The sequence below is a fragment of the uncultured Mucilaginibacter sp. genome (assembly GCF_903913935.1).
In the GTDB taxonomy this organism is placed as follows: Bacteria; Bacteroidota; Bacteroidia; order Sphingobacteriales; family Sphingobacteriaceae; genus Mucilaginibacter.
In genome coordinates, this window is sequence record NZ_CAIWNH010000540.1 from 1 (window position 1) to 20,337 (window position 20,337).

16 protein-coding genes are annotated in these 20,337 nt (G+C 42.3%); 2 read left to right on the forward strand and 14 right to left on the reverse strand.

What is annotated here, in order from left to right:
* The 14 genes from sprA to QZY09_RS21700 form a co-directional block, all read right to left on the reverse strand.
* Positions 1 to 3,628, reverse strand: a 3,628-nt coding sequence (sprA, locus tag QZY09_RS21635; RefSeq protein ID WP_295676005.1) for a cell surface protein SprA, incomplete at its 3' end; no start/stop codon positions are given.
* A gap of 24 nt (positions 3,629 to 3,652) precedes the next feature.
* Positions 3,653 to 4,237, reverse strand: coding sequence for a Holliday junction branch migration protein RuvA (gene ruvA, locus QZY09_RS21640; RefSeq protein WP_096354752.1), 585 nt, complete (start codon positions 4,235 to 4,237; stop codon positions 3,653 to 3,655).
* Between the two features lie 185 nt (positions 4,238 to 4,422).
* Positions 4,423 to 6,702, reverse strand: coding sequence for an NADP-dependent malic enzyme (locus tag QZY09_RS21645; protein ID WP_295676009.1), 2,280 nt, complete (start codon positions 6,700 to 6,702; stop codon positions 4,423 to 4,425).
* 146 nt (positions 6,703 to 6,848) lie between these two features.
* The gene (locus QZY09_RS21650) at positions 6,849 to 8,264 is read right to left on the reverse strand and encodes a lytic transglycosylase domain-containing protein (protein WP_295676012.1); all 1,416 of its coding nucleotides are present in this window, start codon (positions 8,262 to 8,264) and stop codon (positions 6,849 to 6,851) included.
* A gap of 66 nt (positions 8,265 to 8,330) precedes the next feature.
* Positions 8,331 to 9,755 (reverse strand): Asp-tRNA(Asn)/Glu-tRNA(Gln) amidotransferase subunit GatA, encoded by a 1,425-nt coding sequence (gatA, locus tag QZY09_RS21655; RefSeq protein WP_295676014.1) that lies wholly within the window; start codon positions 9,753 to 9,755, stop codon positions 8,331 to 8,333.
* 106 nt (positions 9,756 to 9,861) lie between these two features.
* On the reverse strand, positions 9,862 to 10,068 hold the full coding sequence (locus QZY09_RS21660) for a twin-arginine translocase TatA/TatE family subunit (protein WP_096354758.1): 207 nt from the start codon (positions 10,066 to 10,068) through the stop codon (positions 9,862 to 9,864).
* A gap of 33 nt (positions 10,069 to 10,101) precedes the next feature.
* Entirely contained in the window at positions 10,102 to 10,503 is a 402-nt protein-coding gene (locus QZY09_RS21665) for a twin-arginine translocase TatA/TatE family subunit (RefSeq protein ID WP_295676015.1), read from the reverse strand.
* A 118-nt stretch (positions 10,504 to 10,621) separates the two neighbouring features.
* Positions 10,622 to 11,917: a peptidoglycan DD-metalloendopeptidase family protein gene (locus QZY09_RS21670; protein WP_295676018.1), complete on the reverse strand. Its 1,296-nt coding sequence runs from the start codon at positions 11,915 to 11,917 to the stop codon at positions 10,622 to 10,624.
* A gap of 64 nt (positions 11,918 to 11,981) precedes the next feature.
* Positions 11,982 to 12,725 carry a DUF4292 domain-containing protein gene (locus QZY09_RS21675; protein ID WP_295676020.1) on the reverse strand — a complete coding sequence of 248 codons (744 nt, stop codon included), beginning with the start codon at positions 12,723 to 12,725 and terminating at the stop codon, positions 11,982 to 11,984.
* 70 nt (positions 12,726 to 12,795) lie between these two features.
* A complete protein-coding gene (locus tag QZY09_RS21680) occupies positions 12,796 to 14,667 on the reverse strand; it encodes a tetratricopeptide repeat protein (protein WP_295676022.1) in 1,872 nt (623 codons plus the stop codon).
* Positions 14,618 to 15,052 carry a dUTP diphosphatase gene (gene dut, locus QZY09_RS21685; RefSeq protein WP_295676025.1) on the reverse strand — a complete coding sequence of 145 codons (435 nt, stop codon included), beginning with the start codon at positions 15,050 to 15,052 and terminating at the stop codon, positions 14,618 to 14,620. Before dut ends, QZY09_RS21680 begins: the two co-directional genes overlap by 50 nt.
* The gene (locus QZY09_RS21690) at positions 15,049 to 16,551 is read right to left on the reverse strand and encodes an oligosaccharide flippase family protein (protein ID WP_295676029.1); all 1,503 of its coding nucleotides are present in this window, start codon (positions 16,549 to 16,551) and stop codon (positions 15,049 to 15,051) included. The genes dut and QZY09_RS21690 overlap by 4 nt, the downstream gene beginning before the upstream one ends.
* 35 nt (positions 16,552 to 16,586) lie before the next feature.
* Positions 16,587 to 16,865: an acylphosphatase gene (locus QZY09_RS21695; protein WP_295676031.1), complete on the reverse strand. Its 279-nt coding sequence runs from the start codon at positions 16,863 to 16,865 to the stop codon at positions 16,587 to 16,589.
* A 193-nt stretch (positions 16,866 to 17,058) separates the two neighbouring features.
* Positions 17,059 to 18,228 (reverse strand): amidohydrolase family protein, encoded by a 1,170-nt coding sequence (locus QZY09_RS21700; protein ID WP_295676033.1) that lies wholly within the window; start codon positions 18,226 to 18,228, stop codon positions 17,059 to 17,061.
* 139 nt (positions 18,229 to 18,367) lie between these two features.
* Between QZY09_RS21700 and rlmN the strand changes: the two genes are divergently transcribed.
* Positions 18,368 to 19,426, forward strand: coding sequence for a 23S rRNA (adenine(2503)-C(2))-methyltransferase RlmN (gene rlmN, locus QZY09_RS21705; RefSeq protein WP_295676035.1), 1,059 nt, complete (start codon positions 18,368 to 18,370; stop codon positions 19,424 to 19,426).
* A 149-nt stretch (positions 19,427 to 19,575) separates the two neighbouring features.
* Positions 19,576 to 20,274, forward strand: a complete 699-nt coding sequence (locus QZY09_RS21710; protein ID WP_295676037.1) for a ComF family protein — start codon at positions 19,576 to 19,578, stop codon at positions 20,272 to 20,274.
* Positions 20,275 to 20,337 lie beyond the last annotated feature (63 nt).

Here is a 20,337-nt window from a genome sequence, read left to right on the forward strand (position 1 = left end):
ACCAGTTAACTGTTGTGGTTGTTCCGTTAGGCAATTTAACCTGCGAGGTAACCTTATCGGTTACATAACCCTGGCCCACAACCAGTGCCTGCGGACTAAGGTGCACCTTATACTCAAAGTACTCATCGTCCTGGTCCATATTATTATCGTGGTTCACATCCTCACCATCCGGGATGGCCGTGGCGGCAGAGGTTTGCAGGCCAAGCAGGGCCTGTGATTGCTGTGCTGTTGGCGAGTTGCCTTCGGTACCGTTGTATTTGCTGTAACGCGCCAGGATGCCTGCACCGGCCCGGTCGAGCTGGGGGCCCTGGTAATATTGATAATCGTCCGACGCCGGGTCATTGGTAAAATCAGTTGCGGCCTGGCCTGTTACCGCGCCTTTTACCTGTTGGATAATGCCGGCAAATTTTACCTTTTCAGCAGCATCTCCAATCCCGTCCAAACCCACATCCTGTAGAGCACGGGCAGCCGGATTGCTATCAAATGAGTTTACTACAGGTTGAATGGTTGGCACCCTTCCCCAAACCGTTTCGGTAGTGTTGATTGTGCTTCCATCGGCAGGCAAGCCGTTTTCCTGCCCTTTTTGCCCATCTTTCAATATATCTTCTGACATATTACCGAGGTTAAAATACACATCGCCGCCAGTTGAACTGGGTTTGTTTATAAACGGATCGAGCAGCCAGAATTCAATATACTGAACGTTAAGATCCTGAAAATCACTTGAATTTATCCCCCTGAAGATACCTCCCCAGCGTGTAGTGGGGTTTTGCAGCGTTCCATCCGGATTAAGTCCGGTAGTGGTAAAATTGTATGGCCCGCGAACCATAGGGTAAAAAGCAAGGTCCAATGTTGCCAAAGGCAAAGGCTGACCAGTAGGTGATTGTTTAAAGGGGAATACTTCTGTTTGCAGCACCTGCCTTACATAATTATTGGATAACTCGTTCCTGCTGATGGGGATCGTAGTGCTGGTATAAAATATCGGGTCGATATTATAAAACGCCAGTCGCGCGCGGTTGTAGCCGTAACTCAGGTCGTTGAAATGGGTATATTCCTTAAATAATGGATTATTGGGCACGCCTGAAATTTGCCAGGTATTGGCTGCGCTAACATCTATAACCGACTGGCTGTTCTCAAAATCATCCAGGTAGGCCGTTCCGTTTTTTGATCCCGCAAAATTAAGGGCCGAAGGACTTCCCGGTATCAATTTTGCAAACTCGCCGTTAAAACTAAATGAAGAAGGCACTTTTGTATGAACAAACGGTATTTTGTCAACAAGCCTGGTAAGGAATCTTGACGGCGAACTATAGTTGGCATCAAAACCAAGCATTGTATTGGAGATCGACTCCTGGCCTATCACTTCATTTTGGGTGATGGGTTGTTCCGTTAAGTGCATGAAAGTGGCACCCAGGGTTAATTTGTCGTCAACCTTATAATCTAACCTGGTGCCAAAAAGTGATTTTTGCTGAACGCCGAAGAGTTCATTATTTTCAACTTTAACCGTAATGGGCTGGCCGGAGGCAAGCAGCGACTGGTTTAATATCGTGATACGGCCCGCATTATAATCAATGGTATAGTCGGTACCTTCAACCATGGTAGTTGCGCCTGCGTTTACTATTACCGAGCCTTGCGGAATATTCACTGCGTTTAACTGGTACGATGACCCGCTTGTTGCAGAATAGGTACCGGAAATAGTGTATCTGTTTAAATTAGGGAACAATTGCCTGGCCGTGGTTTGTGTTGAATCATAGAGCGGCTGGTACACATAGCGGTTAACCAGGTTTTGTTCGCCGGGTAGAAACTGTTTTGCAAGGTCGGCCCCAAAAGGCTCCACCGTGGGAAAGATGAGGATGCCGTTGTTTGAATCAATAGTAACGCCTTCCAGGTAGTCAAAATAACCATCAGGCTGTTTGTTTTGCTGCGCATCAAGATTATCAAGGCCCAGGTTTTGAATCCAGAGCTTGCTTTTCATGTTTTGCCCCTCCTCCATAACTTCCTTCTGGATCCCCGATTTATCATCCAGCCTCGACACCTTCATTTTAAAATTCTGCGGGCTGATCTGGAGCGCGTTTAATGAGTAAATATTCTTCATCATTAAATTCCAGGTCGGCAAGGCTGTCTTTAACAGTTGGTTCTTTAATAATTTCACATACAATACTTTGCGGGTAGTTGGATTCACCGGCTGGTCGCTTGAGAATTCACCCACCTGGTACTGCACACCGTTATAAGTATATTGATAGGCTACGCCAAGTACCTCGTCGTTATTTAACGGCGCGGTTAAGGTAATATACCCCAATTGAGGGTGCAGGGTATACTCTTTTGTGGTTAACTGCCGTGCATAGGTTAATTTGGCATAGTTGTCTGATGCCCCCGAACTGGCAAAATAAGTCGATATGCTATTTTGGGGATCATAGGTTAAGCGTGCGCTGGCAGGTAAATTGCGAAGCAATGAGTTTGATTGCTGGGGAAAACCGGGTGACGTTGTACCTGCGGGCATGCCTGAAAAGCCCGAGCCACCACGTACCAAAGTAGTATTATAGGGCTTATTTTCTCCCAGGTCTAAAAATGCCAGCACGTCGCGTGAGTTTGTGGTGCTGTTAACCCTGTTGGTTACCCAAACTTCGATTTTGGTAATATTGATGTTTGAGCTGATGATTGGAATATTTGCTAACGCTGAATTGTAATTATTCCTGAAAAACTGCGACAAAAAGAAGTGCCTGTTGGCATCATAATCCGCCGAAGATAGTTTAAACGATCCCTGTTGCGAACCATTGGTAATGGTAATAGTTTGCGCCTGCGAACGCTGCTGTGTAAAAATGCTGGTTACCTGCAGTTTGCCGAATTTTAATTTAGTTTTTAATCCAAACAAAGCCTGGCTGCCGGTGATCAGCGTAGTTGGCAGGGGCATGCTAACTGTACCCAATTCAATTTTCTGAATGATCTCATCCGGATGGCCCGTATACTCCAGCTTGATCTGGTTCTCAAACTGAAACTGGGCATCGGTATTATAATTGGTGGTTATTTTCAGTTTATCGCCGATAGTCCCCGTTACATTTAACTGGATCTTTTGGTCCATATTAAAATTAAACTGGCTCCGCTGTGTGGTATTGAGCAGCGGGTTATCATTTTTATTGATCTGGCCCGATAATATAGCTTCAGCAGAACCCTGCGGCCTGAAATTAATATTTGAACCGCCGAAGATTCGCTCGAAAGATTGGCTATGAATTTTTATGGTTGGTATAAACCCAGGCTGTTGCGATTGGTACGCATAAGTATCTGAAAGTTGTTTGAAATATTTACGTTCGTTTTCACGTTCCAATAAGGATAGGTATTCAGCAAAAGTAAGATATTGCGGAGGCCTGAATAAAAGGTTCCCTACCCGCTGGTATAATATATAACGGTTGGTTACCGCATCATATTCAATAGTGCGCACCAGGTTGGGTGGATCAACATCGAAGTAACCTTTTAACGACCTTTGGTTGTTGGATTCAGGAAGGGTTACCGGAACAGTTACAATTACAGAATCTTTTTTAGTACCCGTGCCTGATTTTTGAGCAAAAGCCTGCCCTGCCCTGCAAAGTGCAGAAATTAATAGAATGGTAAAAAATTTGGGGGTAAAAATTCTTATCAAGTTTCAGCGTAAAATAGTACGTAATTATAAACTTTTTAAAGCAAATTTTATTAATTGTTCGACAGTTAAGTCGCCATTATTTTTATTTATTTCCTGGTCAAGTACCTTCTCAGCAGCCTGTCGCGCAAATCCCAGCATCACCAATGCTGATAGGGCCTCTTCTCTTACTGTTTTGTTCAGCGGCACGGTGCTCAAAGTATCCGGACCTTCTTTGCGCAGTTTATCCTGGAGCTCAAGTATGATGCGCTGTGCCGACTTGGGACCAATACCCTTGATCCTTTGGATCAATGATACATTACCCGAAATAATGGCGTTTTGAATTTCCTCCGGCGTAATGGATGAAAGCATCATCCGGCCGGTATTTGGCCCGATGCCCGAAATTGAAATAAGGTGCAAAAAAAGACGGCGTTCGCCTTCATCAGCAAAGCCGTATAAAGTATGGGCATCCTCTTTTACATGAAGCCAGGTGTACAATTTGCAGCGCTCAGACGCGCCCAACCGCGAAAATGTATTTAATGAAATATTGATATGATAACCAACCCCTCCGGCATCAATAACAACAAAGGCCGGGCTTTTAAAAACTAATTTTCCATCAATATAGGCGTACATATGTTGTTTTTCAATAATCCAGGTAAAAGGCGAAATGTAAAAGGTTAAAGGTTTTTGACAACCGTATCTTTTTGTATCACTGTATCAGCAATAACTATTTATTGCTTATCAGGCTTAAAAACGCTAAAATATTAAATTTATCAATGCGCTAAATTAATATTTTAACGTTCGTTTTTTGCGTGTTTTTAAATATTTTCCTTCTCTTTTTCCTGCGCGTCAACAACGGCAATGGTTATCATATTTACGATCTCCCTTACCGAGCTGCCCAGCTGCAGTACATGTACAGGCTTTTTCAGCCCAAGCAATATTGGCCCAACGGCTTCTGCGCCGCCCATTTCCTGCAATAATTTATAGGCAATGTTGCCCGACTCCAGGTTCGGGAATATCAGTGTATTTGCCGGGCGGCCCTTAAGTGTACTGAAAGGAAAATTATCAGCAAGCAAGTCGGCATTTAAGGCAAAGTTGGCCTGCATATCGCCATCGACTATCATTTCAGGGTATTTCTCATGCAAAATACTTACTGCTTCCCTTGTTTTTTCAGGCACAGGGCCGTCATTCGACCCAAAGTTTGAATAAGACAATATGGCTACCCTTGGGTTCACATTAAACTGCCTTACAGAATGCTCTATTAGTACCGTAATATCCACCAGGTCCTGTGTAGACGGGTTTACGTTTACCGTAGTATCGCCAAAAAACACCGGTCCCTTTTTAGTGATCATCATATACATCCCAGCAACACGCCTTACCCCCGGGATAGTACCGATAATTTGCAAAGCAGGCCTTATTGTAGTTGCATAATCTTTTGTTAAACCCGAAATAAGCGCATCGGCCTCACCAAACTGAACCATACAGGCACCGTAATAATTTCGGTCGCGTAACAGCTTCCGCGATTCTGTTAGCGTTATTCCTCTTCTTTGCCGGGTAAGGTACAGGTAATCCGCATATTCCTCAATCCGGTCGCATTGTTCCTTGGTATCAATAATTTTCACATCGCCAAGGTCAATTTCGTAATCCCGCATAATCTGCCTGATCCTTTTTATGTTCCCCAGCAATATCGGTGTAGCGATGCCTTCTTCCTTTACAATTTGAGCTGCCCTTAGAATCTTATAAGTATCAGCTTCAGCAAATACTATTCGTTTCGGATCTTGCCGTGCCTTGTAAGTTAAGTTGCGTAATAACTTATCATCAATACCAATTCTCAGCCTTAGTTCTTCATTATAGGCTTCCCAGTCCGTAATAATTTTACGTGCCACGCCTGATTCAATTGCAGCCAATGCCACTGCTGAGGAAACTTCGGTAATTAACCGCGGGTCCATCGGTTTTGGGATGATATAATCGCGGCCAAACTTCAGGTTTGTAGTGTTATAGGCAAGGTTAACCGCTTCGGGAATGGGTTTTTTAGCCATTTCGGCAATTGCCTTTACCGCGGCAATCTTCATTTCTTCATTAATGGCCGTGGCGCGCACATCAAGCGCCCCCCTGAAAATATAGGGGAAGCCCAAAACATTATTTACCTGGTTGGGAAAATCCGATCTGCCGGTAGCCATGATGATATCTTTCCGTGTTTGGATGGCCAGGTCGTAGCTTATTTCAGGGTCCGGATTAGCCATGGCAAAAACAACCGGGTTTTTGGCCATTACTTTAAGCATTTCTGCACTCACTACATTTCCGGCTGAAAGGCCAACAAAAACGTCAGCATTTTTCATTGCATCTGTCAGCGTTTTTACATCAGTGCGGGTAGTGGCAAATGCAAGCCTTATTTCATCAAGATCTGTCCGGTCGGGCGTAATCACCCCGTTAATGTCAAACATTACCAGGTTTTCCTTTTTAACGCCCAGCGCTAAGTACATTTTTGAGCAGGATACAGCAGCGGCGCCCGCGCCGTTGACTACCATTTTTATTTTATCAAGCTTTTTCCCCTGTATTTCACAGGCATTGAGCAACGCTGCACCTGATATGATAGCCGTTCCATGCTGGTCATCATGCATTACCGGAATTTTCATTTCGGCTTTTAACCTTCGCTCAATTTCAAAGCAGGTTGGGGCAGAAATATCCTCAAGGTTGATGCCGCCGAAAGTGGGTTCGAGCGCCTTAACAATATTTACAAATTCATCAACGGTTTTCGCGTTAACTTCGAGGTCAAAAACATCTATATCGGCATAAATTTTAAACAATAACCCTTTACCCTCCATTACGGGTTTACTGGCTTCGGGGCCTATATTACCCAGGCCGAGCACCGCGGTACCATTGCTGATCACCCCCACAAGATTACCCTTGGCGGTGTATTTATAAACGTCATCAACATTATCGGCAATGCGTAAGCATGGTTCGGCAACTCCGGGCGAATAGGCCATGCTGAGGTCCCGCTGCGAATTGGTAGGCTTTGTCGGCACAACCTGTATCTTTCCGGGCCGGCCTTTTGAATGGTAATTTAAGGCGTCCTGGTTCCGGTTAGGTTTATTCATCTTCTCAGTTTCAAGTGACAAAATTACGATTCTTTTTTGCCGAAAGAGAAAAAAGGTGAAAGGATAAAGGGAAAAGGCGAAATGTAAATTAAATGGACTGCCGGGTTAAAATCTGACCAGGAATTTAAATTCTCAGCCGAAATAGATTATCCCTTGCTAATCTTTATGGTCATGCCTGGTTGGAGCCGGCCTTTTTTTAAACCATTTAACGATTTTATCTTTTCAGCAGACGCCCCGTCAAATTTGGATGCTATCCCGTTAAGTGTATCGCCTCTCTTTACGATATACGTAATATAATTATGGCTATTTTTTGGCGTTTCTGCTCCATCAGGTTCGTCTGCGGTTTCCCTGAGCTTAAGTTTTTGCCCTACTACGGCTTTTTTTCCGTGCAGGTGATTCCAGGCTTTCAGGTCCTGTAATTCTATTCCGTAGAGGTCGGCAATGTCGCTGAGCGTCTCCCCTCTTCTTACTTTATGGTAAAGCGGGTGGCTTTCAGTTTTCTTTTCAGCATATACAGCATGCATCGCAACCGGAACTGCAGCTTCTAAATTTGAATTGTTTAAGGCATCATACAAAACGCCAAACTTACTTTTATCCACCTGCGGGATCACCATTCTGCGGGGTAACGCGGCTGTCCCATTTATAATCTGCCGTTTATACGAAGGATTTAGCATGGCCAATGCTCTTACATCGATATTCAGCACCTGGGCCACAGCACCAAGGGAAACATATTTGTTTACCAATACGGTATCGGTTTTTAAAGCATAGTCGCAAGCCTGCGGGATAATATTGTGGTGAGCATAACAATTCATTAAATAAGTAACTGCTATAAATGCGGGCACATATCCTCTTGTTTCGGCAGGTAAATACTGGCGAATCGACCAAAAGTCGGCTGCGCCGGCCTTGTCTATCGCATGTTCAACGTTACTTTTACCGCAATTATACGATGCAATAGCCAACAGCCAGTCGCCAAATTCCTGGTATGCATCTTTTAAATAAGCGGCCGCAGCGTAGGTGGCCTGAATCGGGTCGCGCCGGTCATCTACATAATCATCCATATTTAAGCCGTAAAGCCTAGCCGTAGTAAACATAAACTGCCAGGGGCCAGTAGCGCCAACCCTTGAAACCGCATAAGGGTCGAGCTTTGATTCAACAATGGATAAATATTTCAATTCGTCCGGGATCCCGGCATCTTTAAATGCTTTTTCGTAAATAGGGAAGTAATATTTGGTTAATCCGAGTACACGGCCCATTTCTTCACGGTTATGTGCGTATATTTCAATATAGCTTTGCACATATTCATTATAATCCAGTGGAACATCCTTTTTAAGAGAATCAAGGCGTTTTTTGAAAATATTGTATTCGCCGGTTAAAGGCGCCGGCTGATTTACGATGGGTAAAATAACAGTATCACGGTCATAACCCGGGTTATTATCATAAGGAATTTTAACCAGAGGAACTATTTTTGAAGAAAGATCAGCAGAAAACGCTGCTGAAAAAGAGGCGGCTTTAACTACTTGCAGAAATAATAAGCAGCAAATTAAAGTAAATATTCTCTTCATCCTATAAAGTTTATAACCAGGGGAATTACTTTCTTAAATTAATATTTTACTAATTTATTAATTTTTTTAAAGCCCAAGGAAATATTCGGAAAAATTCAACAATTCCTTTTCTTCAAAATGGCGCGCAAGCAATTGTAACCCTAACGGCAATCCTTTACTATTATTGCCAGTAGGTAAAGAAATCGCGGGCACTCCCGATAAAGATGCCTGGACAGTGAAAATATCTGCGAGGTAAGTTACAACAGGGTCCTTTTCCTTCCTGCCGATCGGGAACGCAGGTTCAGGTGCCGTAGGTACCAATATAAAATCGTATTCCTGTAAAATAGCATCTGTTTTTTCCCTGATCATCCGCCGCACTTTTTGGGCTTTTGCAAAATAGGCATCGTAATAACCGGCGCTTAATACAAAAGTGCCCAGCATAATACGCCGTTTTACTTCTTTGCCAAAACCTTCAGAACGGGAGTTTTTGTAGGTAGAAAGCAGGTCGACTGCCGCCGGGCTGCGGTACCCGATATGAACACCATCATACCGTGAAAGGTTTGATGATGCCTCGGCCATTGCTAAAATGTAATAAGCAGGAACCAGGAAATCAAGTAACTCAAAGGCAATAGGCTTAACTATATGCCCCGCATTGCGCAGCTTATCAATGTATTGTATCAGGTTGCTTTTTACTTCGCTGTCAACTCCCGGGCTTGATATGGCCTCCTGTAAATAGGCGATTTTTTTTACTGATACGGGTTTATCATCGGGAAAATAAGACGGGACGGCTTTATTGGCCAATGTGCTGTCGTATTCATCAGGCCCTGCCATTACTTCAAGCAAAAGCGCAGCGTCTGCAATGGAACGGGTAATAGGGCCTACCTGGTCGAATGATGATGCATAGGCGATAATGCCATGCCTTGAAATGCGGCCATAGGTTGGTTTTAGCCCTACCAGCCCGCAAAACGAAGCCGGTTGCCTCACCGAACCACCTGTATCGGTACCAATTGCCGCATGGCACATGCCGGCTTGCACCGCAACAGCTGAACCACCGGATGACCCACCGGGTACGCGGCTTTCGTCGGCAAAATTCTTTACAGGGCCAAAATGCGAATTTTCATTTGAAGCGCCCATGGCAAACTCATCGCAGTTACACCGGCCAATAATCACCGCATCTTCGGCCAAAAGGCGTTCAACAATGGTGGACGAGTAAACAGAGGTAAAATTATCAAGGATCTTTGAGGAGGCGCTAACCTTATGTCCTTTATAGCAAATATTATCTTTTATGGCGATAACCATACCGGCCAGCTTTCCGGCAATACCTTGCTTAATACGCGAATCTACTTCTTTTGCGCAAATTAACGCTTCCTGTTCAAAAACTTCGTTGAAAGCATTTAAACGGGAGTTAATCGCAATTTTATTAAGATAACCCTTTACAAGCTTTTCAACTGTAATTTCCCCACTGGCTATCTCACTCTTTATTTCATTTAAAGAGGTATATGATTTAGTCATGGGCCTAAAATAATAATAATAAGTGATTAGAGGTTAGAAAAAGTGTGGCCACAATTAATCTCTATTGCCTATTCTTAACCAATCTCTAATCACAAACCACTGATATTTAAACCCTTGGCTTATCGTCCGAATTGTTTGTTGGATTTGTATTGGTATTGGTTGGTGCACTGCTGCTTTCCCCGTTTTGTGCATCTTTAAATTCTTTCATGCCTTTGCCCAAACCTTTCATTAGTTCAGGAATTTTTCTGCCTCCAAAAAGGAGCAATAAAGCAAAGACAATTAAGATAACGTGCATTGGTTCCAAAAGTCCCATGATTTATAATTTTTATGTTATGATGAAATATTCTTATGAATTCTTTGTTGTTTCGCTCCCGGTTGAAGCAGCCTCATCATGCGTTGCAGAATGATTGCCGTTAAGTACATTATTGTGGTCGTCAGCCTGGTGGTTAATTCCGGTACTTTCACCCGTGTAAATATACCCTTCGCTTGCCGGTATTGTATTTTCAACCGGCTTTATTAAATTGATCGAGCTGGTTTCCGCCGGTTCATTCTGCGATGCAGTTTGCTCAACAGTGCTTTGCTCTTCAATTTTTTTCTGTTCCTGCTTCTCTTCGTAATTGTATATCTGGTTATTAATTTCCCGCTTTATGCCATCCGAAGCATCCTTAAAATCACGGATCCCTTTCCCTAATCCCCTTGCTATTTCAGGAAGCTTTTCTCCCCCAAAAAGGAATAAAGCAACAACCATGATAATTATCATGTCTGAAGAAAAAAGATTGCTTATAAACAACAGGCCTGAACTATACATCACAATTTACGAATTGACGTTACAAATATAGGCAATTAAAATATTAAAAATTCCAAACTTAATTGGGTACAAGCCAAATTTTAGGGTTTACCGGATCGAGGCCTTTATAAATAGCGAAATTCACGATCGCTTCACCTGTTGATGACTCGGTTGATACCACGCCTATTACCTGCTTGGTGCTTACTTTTTGCCCCTGTTTTACATTATACGAGCGCAAGTTGGAGTATGCCGTAAAATATTCACCATGCTTAATAATTACCAGGTATGTTCCGCTTACATCAGATATATGGGTTACTTCGCCGTTGAAAACAGCCCTGACAGAAGCCCCCTGGTTTGTTTTTATATCCCATCCGTAACTTTCGTTTTTAATACCTTCATTATCATAATAAATCCCAAAACCCTGTTTCAAACTCCCCGCGCTTACGGGCCATGGCAGTGAGCCCCTGTTCTGTAAAAAATCGTTGGAAAGTCTCGCAGCTTCAGGCGTAGCATTTAACACCTCGCTGTTTGACAGGTTTTTTACGGCAGTGCGTGGTTTAACAACCGGCGTTTCTTTGTTTTCAGCTTTGGCCCTGGCTGCTGCTTCCCGCTGCCTTGCTCTTTCTTCTTCTTCAGCCTTGCGCTTTGCTTCTTCTATTTCACGGCGGATAGCTGTATTAATTGCTTTATTGGTTTTTGCGATCTTTCGCTGAATATCCTGCTGCTGTTGTTTTAAAAGCCCCTCGTGTTTCGACAGATCGGCTACTACCTGTACCTGGGTCTCTTTTTCTTTCCCCAGCGACTCCTTTTCTTTCAGCTGATCAACCAGCAGCGTGCTTTTCTCTTTTTTATTTTTATCCAGTTCGTTGATTTTAACATGCAATTCAACCTGGGTTTCCTGTATATAGCCCGCCTGGCGTTCGCGGTAAGTGCCTATCTGCTGTAAATACTTTAAACGTTTATAGGCCTGGTTAAAGTCTTTTGCGGCAAAAATAAACATCAGCTTATTGTATGAGCTTTGGTTATAATAGGTGAATAGCACCATTGCAGCGTACTCTTTTTTTAACTGGCCTAACTGGCTCTGCAAATTATGGACGGAAGAATTGCTTTCGGCGATCTGGTTATCAAGGTTCCTGATCTCCGAATTGATATTATTTATTTTCTCCTCGCGCAGGTTGATCTTCTCTTTCAGGAGATTTAATTGCTTCAGCGTTGCTTTTTTGTTGTTTACCGTTTGATCGTATTCCTGGTTAAGCTGATCCAATTGCCGGGTCAATTCATCCCGCTGACGTTTCAGGTCGGCACTGCTTTGGGCATGTACGGCAAGGGCTGCAAAAACAAAAACTATAAATAATACTGCTTTTAAAAATTTCATCCTTAAATTTTGCTTGCTTTAACCAGCTCAAATTGCCTGCTGGATTATATACATTTCTGTAAGTTTACTCTGCAGGCCTGTACCGCGGCGGAATGCTGAACGGAAAATCAAGCGGCTGATCAAAGTCATCTTTAACGTAATGCAAATTAACCAGTATTTTTTTATCTTTCACCATCGAAGACATATCTATTTCGGAAGGTATTACTTTATTTCCTGTCTGGATGAAAGCGCTGTTGGCCACCTGCAGTGTTTGACCGGCACTCTGGTTACTTAAATTGGTTTGATTTGGTCTCAAATCAGATGAGAAAATCACCTTAAAAACAAAATCCGAAAAATTACCGGAAAGTACAGTACCTCCGTTTTCTTCCTGGAGGTCTGAATTTTCACTCACCAATTCGGGTATCGCATTCCCAATGATCAGTGATTCCAACGTTTTGTAATTAGCCTGGCTCCCTGCAAATTTATTGATATAGCTAAATGGCTTTTTTACATACACGTTTTGAAGGCGATTGATCAGCAGTATGCTATCAGGGGTTATTAATGCCCGTGCAACCTCAATGCCGGCAATTGCGGTAATTGAGATCCAGATCTTTTGATCGCTTTTGATACGAATGTTTAGGGTAACATCATTGATATCACCATTTATATTCAGCTTAGCGCGCGCCTTACCCGAAAAAGTATTAAAAGTAGTTTGAGAAGCTTTAATAGCATTTAGTTTTAAGGTTTTTATGCTTACCGTTTTTGCAACAGTATCAATTGCCGCTGCTTTTTTTACTACCAATTGTTTTTTTGCCTTACAGCTAAACATTAGTAAAAGGGAACAAATGGAGAATAATTTTATATATGCGCTTATTCTAAAGCGATGATACCGGGGGCAGTTATTCGATGTATTTTCTTTCATTGATTTTTTGATCTAAAACCGGCGAATTATCACCGTTTGCTTTAGCTTTTTTCCAGTTTTCAACGGCGGCGTCAACATTACCCAGGTAAAACATAATATCACCGTAGTGTTCGGATTTCACCGCACTATTATTTTTATCGTCAGTAAGTGCTTTTTCCATCCAAAGTTTTGCACCTGTGTAGTCCTTTTGCTTAAATAAGATCCATGCGTAGGTATCTTCAAACGACGCATTATTTGGCTGCAGGTCATTTGAATGTTTTGACATTGCCGCCGCTTTATCCAGTTGCTCCCCTCTTAACGACAAATAATAGGCATAATTGTTTAAAGTGAACACATTATCAGCGTTATACTCCAATGCTTTATCATAAGCCCCGTCCGATTTTTTAAAATCTTTTACGCCATGATAACAATCGCCGAGTGAAGAGTAACACTGTGTGAGGAGTTCTTTATCCTGCATTTCGAGCGAGGTAGCATTTTTGATATAGGAGATGGCTTTATTAAAATCTTTTTTTTGCAGCCAGGCCAGGCCAACCAGGTAGTTCATCCAGGCCTGGTTAGGGAAAAAAGACAAGGAATTTTCACCATCCTTAACAGCGCCGTCAAGGTCATCGTCAGCAAGTTCTATCCGCACCAATTGTTCCTGAACCTCATAAACCTGGTTATTAAGCGCAATGGATTTTTGATAGGCCGACCGCGCTTCCTTCCCTTTGCCGTTTTGAAGTAAAATATCGCCGTAAATAGCAAAGGCCCTTGAATCATCGGGATGTGCAAGGGTAAGGATCCGGCTCAGCTCAAGTGCGCTCGCTTTGGCATCAGGGTCGGGAAATTTTGGCAAATAACCCATCACAATTTTTATCTTCTGATCGATATCTACATCCGGGATAGCAAAAGCTAAAGTCAACTGGTTATAGCTGGCTTCGTAGTCCTTTTTATCCCTGTAAATATCAGCCATCGCCAGGTGTAACAGGCCGCTGCCAGGGTCTATTTTTTCGGCAGTTTGTAAAACCTTAAGTGCCTTATCGGCGAAATTATTGGCATTGTATAATTCGGACAGGAACAAATAGTATTTTATTTCAGAAGGGTTTGCACTGATCATTTTTTCAAGCTGCTTTGCCGCCAGATCAACTTTGCCCTGCTTTAAATAGATCTTTTGCCTGTCGGCCAGTAAATCGTCGGTTGGGCCGGATAACAGTTCTATTTTATCATAAAGCTGCAACGCTTCATCATATTTTTGCTGATGAAAGTAAACGTTTGCCTTATCAAAATAGCTATCCGTTTTTTCGGGGTTCAAACGGATCAGCTGGTCAAAAACATTCTCAAGTTTATCAATATTATTGCTTTTTTCGTAGCAATCGGCAAGTGATGTCCAATACCATGTATTGTCGCGATTAATTGCTACTGCTTTTTCAAGCAGGCCCTGGGCGCCGCTATAATCATTTTTTAACTTTTTCAGATTGGCCAGCTCGTACATGGCTGCGTCATTGGCCGCATCAATTTGTATCACCCGCTGAAAAAGTTCGGCGGCAGTCACCAGGTTCTCAACCGTTTTTTCGCGCAGCGCTTTAAAAAAAAGGTCTTTGACCATTAAGCTATCTGCATAGGTAAGCACTTTACCCTGGTTATCGCCCTTGATAGTTTGAGCAAAACCTACGGTTTGAAGCAGAAACAACACAACAACCGACATAAACACAGCAGGCAGAACCCTGGCAAATATGCCTGATTTTTTATTGCTGTTATTTATCGTCTTTTTCATACCTGTAACACCGTCTTCCTGTAGTTCGTTCAACTTAATTCCCTCATTATGCAACGCCTGTATGGCCATAACCACCGGCTCCGCGCGAGGTTTCATTTAGCTCTTCCACCTGTTGCCATATGGCTTTTTCGTGCCTTGCAATCACCATCTGGGCTATCCTGTCGCCTGTACTTATCTCAAAAACCTGGTCTGATAAATTGACCAGCAATACCTTAATTTCACCCCTGTAGTCCGCATCAATGGTGCCGGGCGAATTAACGATGCCTATACCATGTTTATAAGCAAGGCCGCTTCGCGGGCGGATCTGTGCTTCAAAGCCTTCGGGCAGTTCCATGTATAAGCCGGTAGGGATCAATTTACGTTCCATTGGCTTCAAAAGTATCGTTGCATCAAGATCCGCGCGAAGGTCCATTCCGGCAGCATGGGCTGTTTCATAAGCCGGTAAACTATTTTTCGACTTGTTAATTATCCTGATATTCATCGTTTAATAAATATAGCTTTTAAATTTTTATACTCAAAATAAATTGCTGTTAAAATAAACAATAATAAAAGCGAATTCCCCACAAATATATTGCGGTTAAAAACATAGAAAGACAAGTAAACGATAAGAATTGAGGAAATAATATAGCACAGGTTCTTTTTCAGATCATAAGGGATCGGGTAATTCTTTTGCCCCCAAACGTACGAAAGCACCATCATGCTGGCATAAGCGACGAGCGATGCCCAGGCCGATGCCATATAGCTGTATTTTGGTATAAACAAAACGTTTAGTACGATGGTTAGTATAGCTCCCACCCCTGATATGTATAGGCCGTATTTGGTTTGATCGGACAGTTTATACCATACTGAAAGGTTCATGTAGATCCCTAGACTGACATATCCAAAAACCAGCGGCGGTATTACGCCAAGTCCGCTCCAATAGATATGGGTTTGATGCGCGTCGTGCCCGTGAACAAAGTATTTTAAAATTTCGATATTAGCCACCAGGCCGACAAATATTACGCAAACCGTTATTACAAAATAATCCATTATCCGGGCATAGGTTTGCCCGGAATTTTTGCTTTTGGCGTGACTGAAGAAAAATGGCTCGGCCCCCAGCCTGAATGCCTGTATAAATATGCTCAGGAAGAGGGAAATTTTAGCACAAGCGCCATAAATCCCCACATCCTGCAGGTCCTTAACAGGCAAAAGCTTCCCCAATAGTATTTTATCCAAATTTTCATTAATGATGAACGACAAATTTGCAATTAATACCGGCCAGCTATAGGCGTACATTTCGGCCAGCATTTTACCATCAAAATCAAACGTGATCTTTAAAAACTCAGGAATCAGCAATAATAAAGTAACCGCGCTTGATACCAGGTTCGATAAAAAAACATATCCCACCCATCCCTTAATGTACCAGCTGCTTAAAAAGCCGGTGCCGGGCAGATGATGTGCTATCCAGAATGGAATTCCCCATATAAAGATGAGGTTTAAAACAATAAAAATAAGGATATTAATAAGTTTGATCAGGCTGTATCTGCCGGGCTTTCCCTCAGCGCGCAACCTGGCGAAAGGAATTACGCACCAGGCATCGAGCACCAATACAGCAATAAAAAACTCGATATAAATCTTATAGTCGCTGGCGGAGGTGCCTTTATTTACATTTATAAAATTTGCAATATGCCCAATAAAAGGCAATGTGAGCAGCAAAAAGAGGATGGTGATGGTAAATACAGAGGCAAAGGCGTTATTATATACCCTTTTCCGGTCATTCTCGTACTTGTTTAGATACCTGAAAAAGGTGGTTTCCATCCCAAAAGCCATTACGGCATTTAAAATGGAAGCATAGCTAAATAAGGTGGTTAAAATTCCATATATCCCCGGAGCGAAGGCACCTGTATAAACAGGCGTAAGGAAAAAACTGAATACGCGGCCGGCAATAGTGCTTATCCCGTATATGGCCGTTTGCCCGGCGAATTTTTTTGCAGTTGACAATGAGGTAAAGCGATTTTCTGTAAAAGTTTATACCATTATAAACTCTTTTTTACAATCTCAAAATTACGATAGTTTTTTAATTCGCCTTTATGGCTTTCTACAAGATTTACATTTGCATGTTCCGGGCCCTCATGGCACCACTCCAAAAACATTTCGAGCGATAGCTTATCCCCCTCGGCTTCAATGAGCACGTCGCCGCTGGCCTCATTCCTGATGATTCCCTTAACACCCAGTTGGTCAGCTACGGCTTTGGTGGCCGCCCTGTACGATACGCCCTGGACTTGCCCTTTTACTGTTATATTGAGATGTTTCATTTTTATTAGTTGGAGTGTTGTAAAGTTGAAAGGTTGGAATGTTAAAAGTTAAGTTTGAAAGTTATGATGCATACAAAGCTGCATTCAAAAAAATAAAACTTTACAACCTTTCAACGTTACAACAAATTTTCTATACAAAGTTAATTTTCAAAAAACATTAAAACTCTGCAACCTTTCAACATTACAACAAATCTTACACCAACCGCCTCACCCTTGTCTCAGGGGTGATCATTAAACCATCCAAACCTGTGATCAGGTTCAGTCCGGGTGTTTTGCCTGGTTTTAAAGTACCTTTTTCATCGTCGATCCCTAAAAACCTTGCACCATTGAGCGTAGCCCATTCAATTAACCGCGCGGTGCTGATCTCGGGCATGTTATGCTGAATAGCGCGCATTTCGCTTAAAATACACAACTGGTTATTGGAGGCAAGGCTATCAGTGCCCAGGGTTATATTGTATCCCTGCCCTATAAAAAGTTCAATTTTTGGCAACCGGTTCTCGATATATAAATTTGCATTAGGGCAAAAACACCAGGTAATTTTACGGTCGAACCGTTTTATAAAATAAATATCTTTTAAATTGGTACAGGTATTATGCACCATCAAAATTTCCTGTTTATTGGTTAATAACGGCAGTACTGATTGCACCGAATTACGGGCCAATGGTTTAAAGTGCTGGATATCTATCCCAAAAGCATCGTACATATCCAGGAAACTGCCCAGCTTGTACCGGTAAAACTTATTTTCATCCTCACACTCCTGGTTATGCATACTGATCAAATTTTGGCCGGAAGCACTATGGTCGCGAATCAGCTTAAATAACTCTTTTGAAACGGAATACGGCGCATGCGGTGTTATTGAACACGACATGGGTTTAAACTCTTTTAATAACTCCAGTGCATTATTAAACGTATCTTCGGCCCTTGATGGCAAAAAGCCAAACGTTTCAACAAAAGTATGATAGTATAATTTACTTGCTTTTTTAATCCCGATGGTATTATTTGTATTGGAAATATCGCCCACGGCAACAATGCCATTTTCGTACATCTCATCGTCAGCTTTCAACGCAGCATCAGTGATCTCGCCTTTATCAATATTCCTGAATTTTTGAACATCCATAATAAAATTAACCAGCCCGGTACGCGGTTTAATTTTTTCTTTCAGGTGCGAAAGCTCCACATGGCAGTGTGCATTAATAAATCCGGGACAAATGACACCGCTAAGCTGTTCGACAGGACCGCCAGGAGGATGAGAATGTTGGTCAGTAACGGAAGCTATTTTACCGGTATCGTCAACGGTAATAATTCCATTTTTAATCGGATCGGCATAAACAGGGAAAACGTAATCGGCTCTAAAACTTTTCATTCAATTATTTTAAACTCACGTTACCTTTTTTTGAACGCATCTGCTTATGTTTAATATACTTTAACTTAAAGTTATTGTTTTTAAATATAAAAATAATGCTTTTAAAAAGTAAGTTTTTAAAAATTCGTACTTTTGAAGCGTGAATACCGTCAAAGAGAAAATAGACATCCGCAGCCTTAGCCTTGAAACCCTACAGGATCATTTTGTACGCCATCTTGGCGAAAAAAACTTCAGGGCTAAACAGGTATATGAATGGCTATGGAATAAATCATGCTTTTCTTTCGACGAGATGAGTAATATTTCAAAAGAACTCCGCCAAAAACTGATCGATAACTTTACGATAAACAACGTAAAAATTCACAATTCACAATTCAGCGCGGATAAAACTATAAAAAATTCTTTTATTTTATTCGATAACCACCTAATTGAGGGCGTTTTAATTCCAACCCCCGGAAGGATGACTGCATGTGTATCGTCGCAGGTGGGCTGCAGTTTAACGTGTAAATTTTGTGCAACCGGGTATATGGAGCGTAAACGCAACTTAAACCCTGATGAAATTTATGACCAGGTAGTACTGATAGACAAACAGGCAAAAGAAAATTACGGGATCCCTTTATCAAACATCGTATACATGGGTATGGGCGAACCACTGCTGAATTATAAAAATGTGCTGGAGTCTGTCGAAAAAATAACCTCGGAGGATGGCCTGAACATGGCCGCGAAAAGAATTACGGTATCCACAGCCGGCATAGCCAAAATGATCAAAAAGCTAGGCGACGACCAGGTAAAGTTTAACCTTGCTTTGTCCCTGCACGCGGCCAATGATGAAAAGCGTAATACCATAATGCCTATAAACGAACAAAACTCGTTAAAAGCGCTTGCCGAAGCATTGAAGTATTATTATGCCAAAACAAAAAACCCTGTAACTTATGAGTATATAGTTTTTGACGGGTTTAATGACAGCCTGAAAGACGCCGAGGAATTGGCCCGGTTTTGCAAACACCTGCCCTGTAAAGTAAATATTATTGAATATAACCCGATCTCGTTTGCCAGTTTTATTAATGCCGGCGAAGATAAAATTGAGGCTTTTGCGGAATACCTGCGGAAACAGGGTATAAATACCAACCTGCGCCGCAGCCGGGGCAAAGATATTGATGCCGCCTGCGGACAACTGGCTATTAAAGAAGGCGGGAAATAGGAAGCGAGAGCCAAGAATCAAGACCCAAGAGCCAAGAATCAAGCGTCAAGAAAAAAATATTAAGAAAGAGATGTTAAGAAAGAAGAAGCGACTGATTTATTCTCGTTATTTTTTACCTTGGCTCTTGATTCTTGAATCCTTGCTCTAATATGAAACTTCGCGAGACCTACATAGCAGATTTCATTTCGTTCCTGTTCCCTGAACTTTGTGCGGCCTGCGGGGATAGCCTGGTGGCTAATGAGCATTTAATTTGCACCTCATGCCGCATTACCTTACCCTATACCAATTTTCATTTATTACCCGATAACATAGTAGCCCAGCAATTTTGGGGCAAAATAAAACTGGAAGGCGCCTTTGCACTTTTTTACTTTGCCAAGGGCGGCAAAGTGCAAAATTTAATGCACCGGTTTAAATATAAGGGGCAAAAAGAAATAGGCAATTTATTGGGGGAGATTGCGGGTGCACAGCTTATTAAAAATGATATTTATAAAAATGTCGACCACATCATCCCCGTCCCCCTGCATAAGAAAAGATTAAGCCACAGGGGATATAACCAGAGCACCTGTTTTGCCGAAGGCCTTGCGAAGCAGCTAAACGCCGCTGTAATAGAACACAATCTTATAAGACCGGCAGCTACCGAAACCCAGACCCGAAAATCCCGTTTCGACCGCTATCAGAATATGAAGGAAGTTTTTTACGTATCGAACCCGGAAACACTACAAAACAAGCATGTATTGCTGGTTGACGATGTGATTACCACCGGATCAACCCTGGAAGCCTGCGGCTCGCAACTGTTAAGGATTGAGGGATTAAAATTGAGTATTGCTACGATTGCTTATGCAGAATGAGTCCGAAAGTCTGTAAAGTAAGGAAAGTCCGAAAGATGAATTTTGGTTCACGTTTCTACCTTT

Coding starts and splice junctions, on each gene's coding strand:
- QZY09_RS21710 (WP_295676037.1), top strand. CDS start 19,576: ATGAAACTTCGCGAGACCTACATAGCAGATTTCATTTCGTTCCTGTTC.
- QZY09_RS21700 (WP_295676033.1), bottom strand. CDS start 18,228: ATGAAAAGTTTTAGAGCCGATTACGTTTTCCCTGTTTATGCCGATCCG.
- QZY09_RS21650 (WP_295676012.1), bottom strand. CDS start 8,264: ATGAAGAGAATATTTACTTTAATTTGCTGCTTATTATTTCTGCAAGTA.
- gatA (WP_295676014.1), bottom strand. CDS start 9,755: ATGACTAAATCATATACCTCTTTAAATGAAATAAAGAGTGAGATAGCC.
- QZY09_RS21645 (WP_295676009.1), bottom strand. CDS start 6,702: ATGAATAAACCTAACCGGAACCAGGACGCCTTAAATTACCATTCAAAA.
- QZY09_RS21660 (WP_096354758.1), bottom strand. CDS start 10,068: ATGGGACTTTTGGAACCAATGCACGTTATCTTAATTGTCTTTGCTTTA.
- QZY09_RS21680 (WP_295676022.1), bottom strand. CDS start 14,667: ATGAAACCTCGCGCGGAGCCGGTGGTTATGGCCATACAGGCGTTGCAT.
- ruvA (WP_096354752.1), bottom strand. CDS start 4,237: ATGTACGCCTATATTGATGGAAAATTAGTTTTTAAAAGCCCGGCCTTT.
- QZY09_RS21670 (WP_295676018.1), bottom strand. CDS start 11,917: ATGAAATTTTTAAAAGCAGTATTATTTATAGTTTTTGTTTTTGCAGCC.
- QZY09_RS21665 (WP_295676015.1), bottom strand. CDS start 10,503: ATGGTTGTTGCTTTATTCCTTTTTGGGGGAGAAAAGCTTCCTGAAATA.
- dut (WP_295676025.1), bottom strand. CDS start 15,052: ATGAATATCAGGATAATTAACAAGTCGAAAAATAGTTTACCGGCTTAT.
- QZY09_RS21695 (WP_295676031.1), bottom strand. CDS start 16,865: ATGAAACATCTCAATATAACAGTAAAAGGGCAAGTCCAGGGCGTATCG.
- QZY09_RS21675 (WP_295676020.1), bottom strand. CDS start 12,725: ATGTTTAGCTGTAAGGCAAAAAAACAATTGGTAGTAAAAAAAGCAGCG.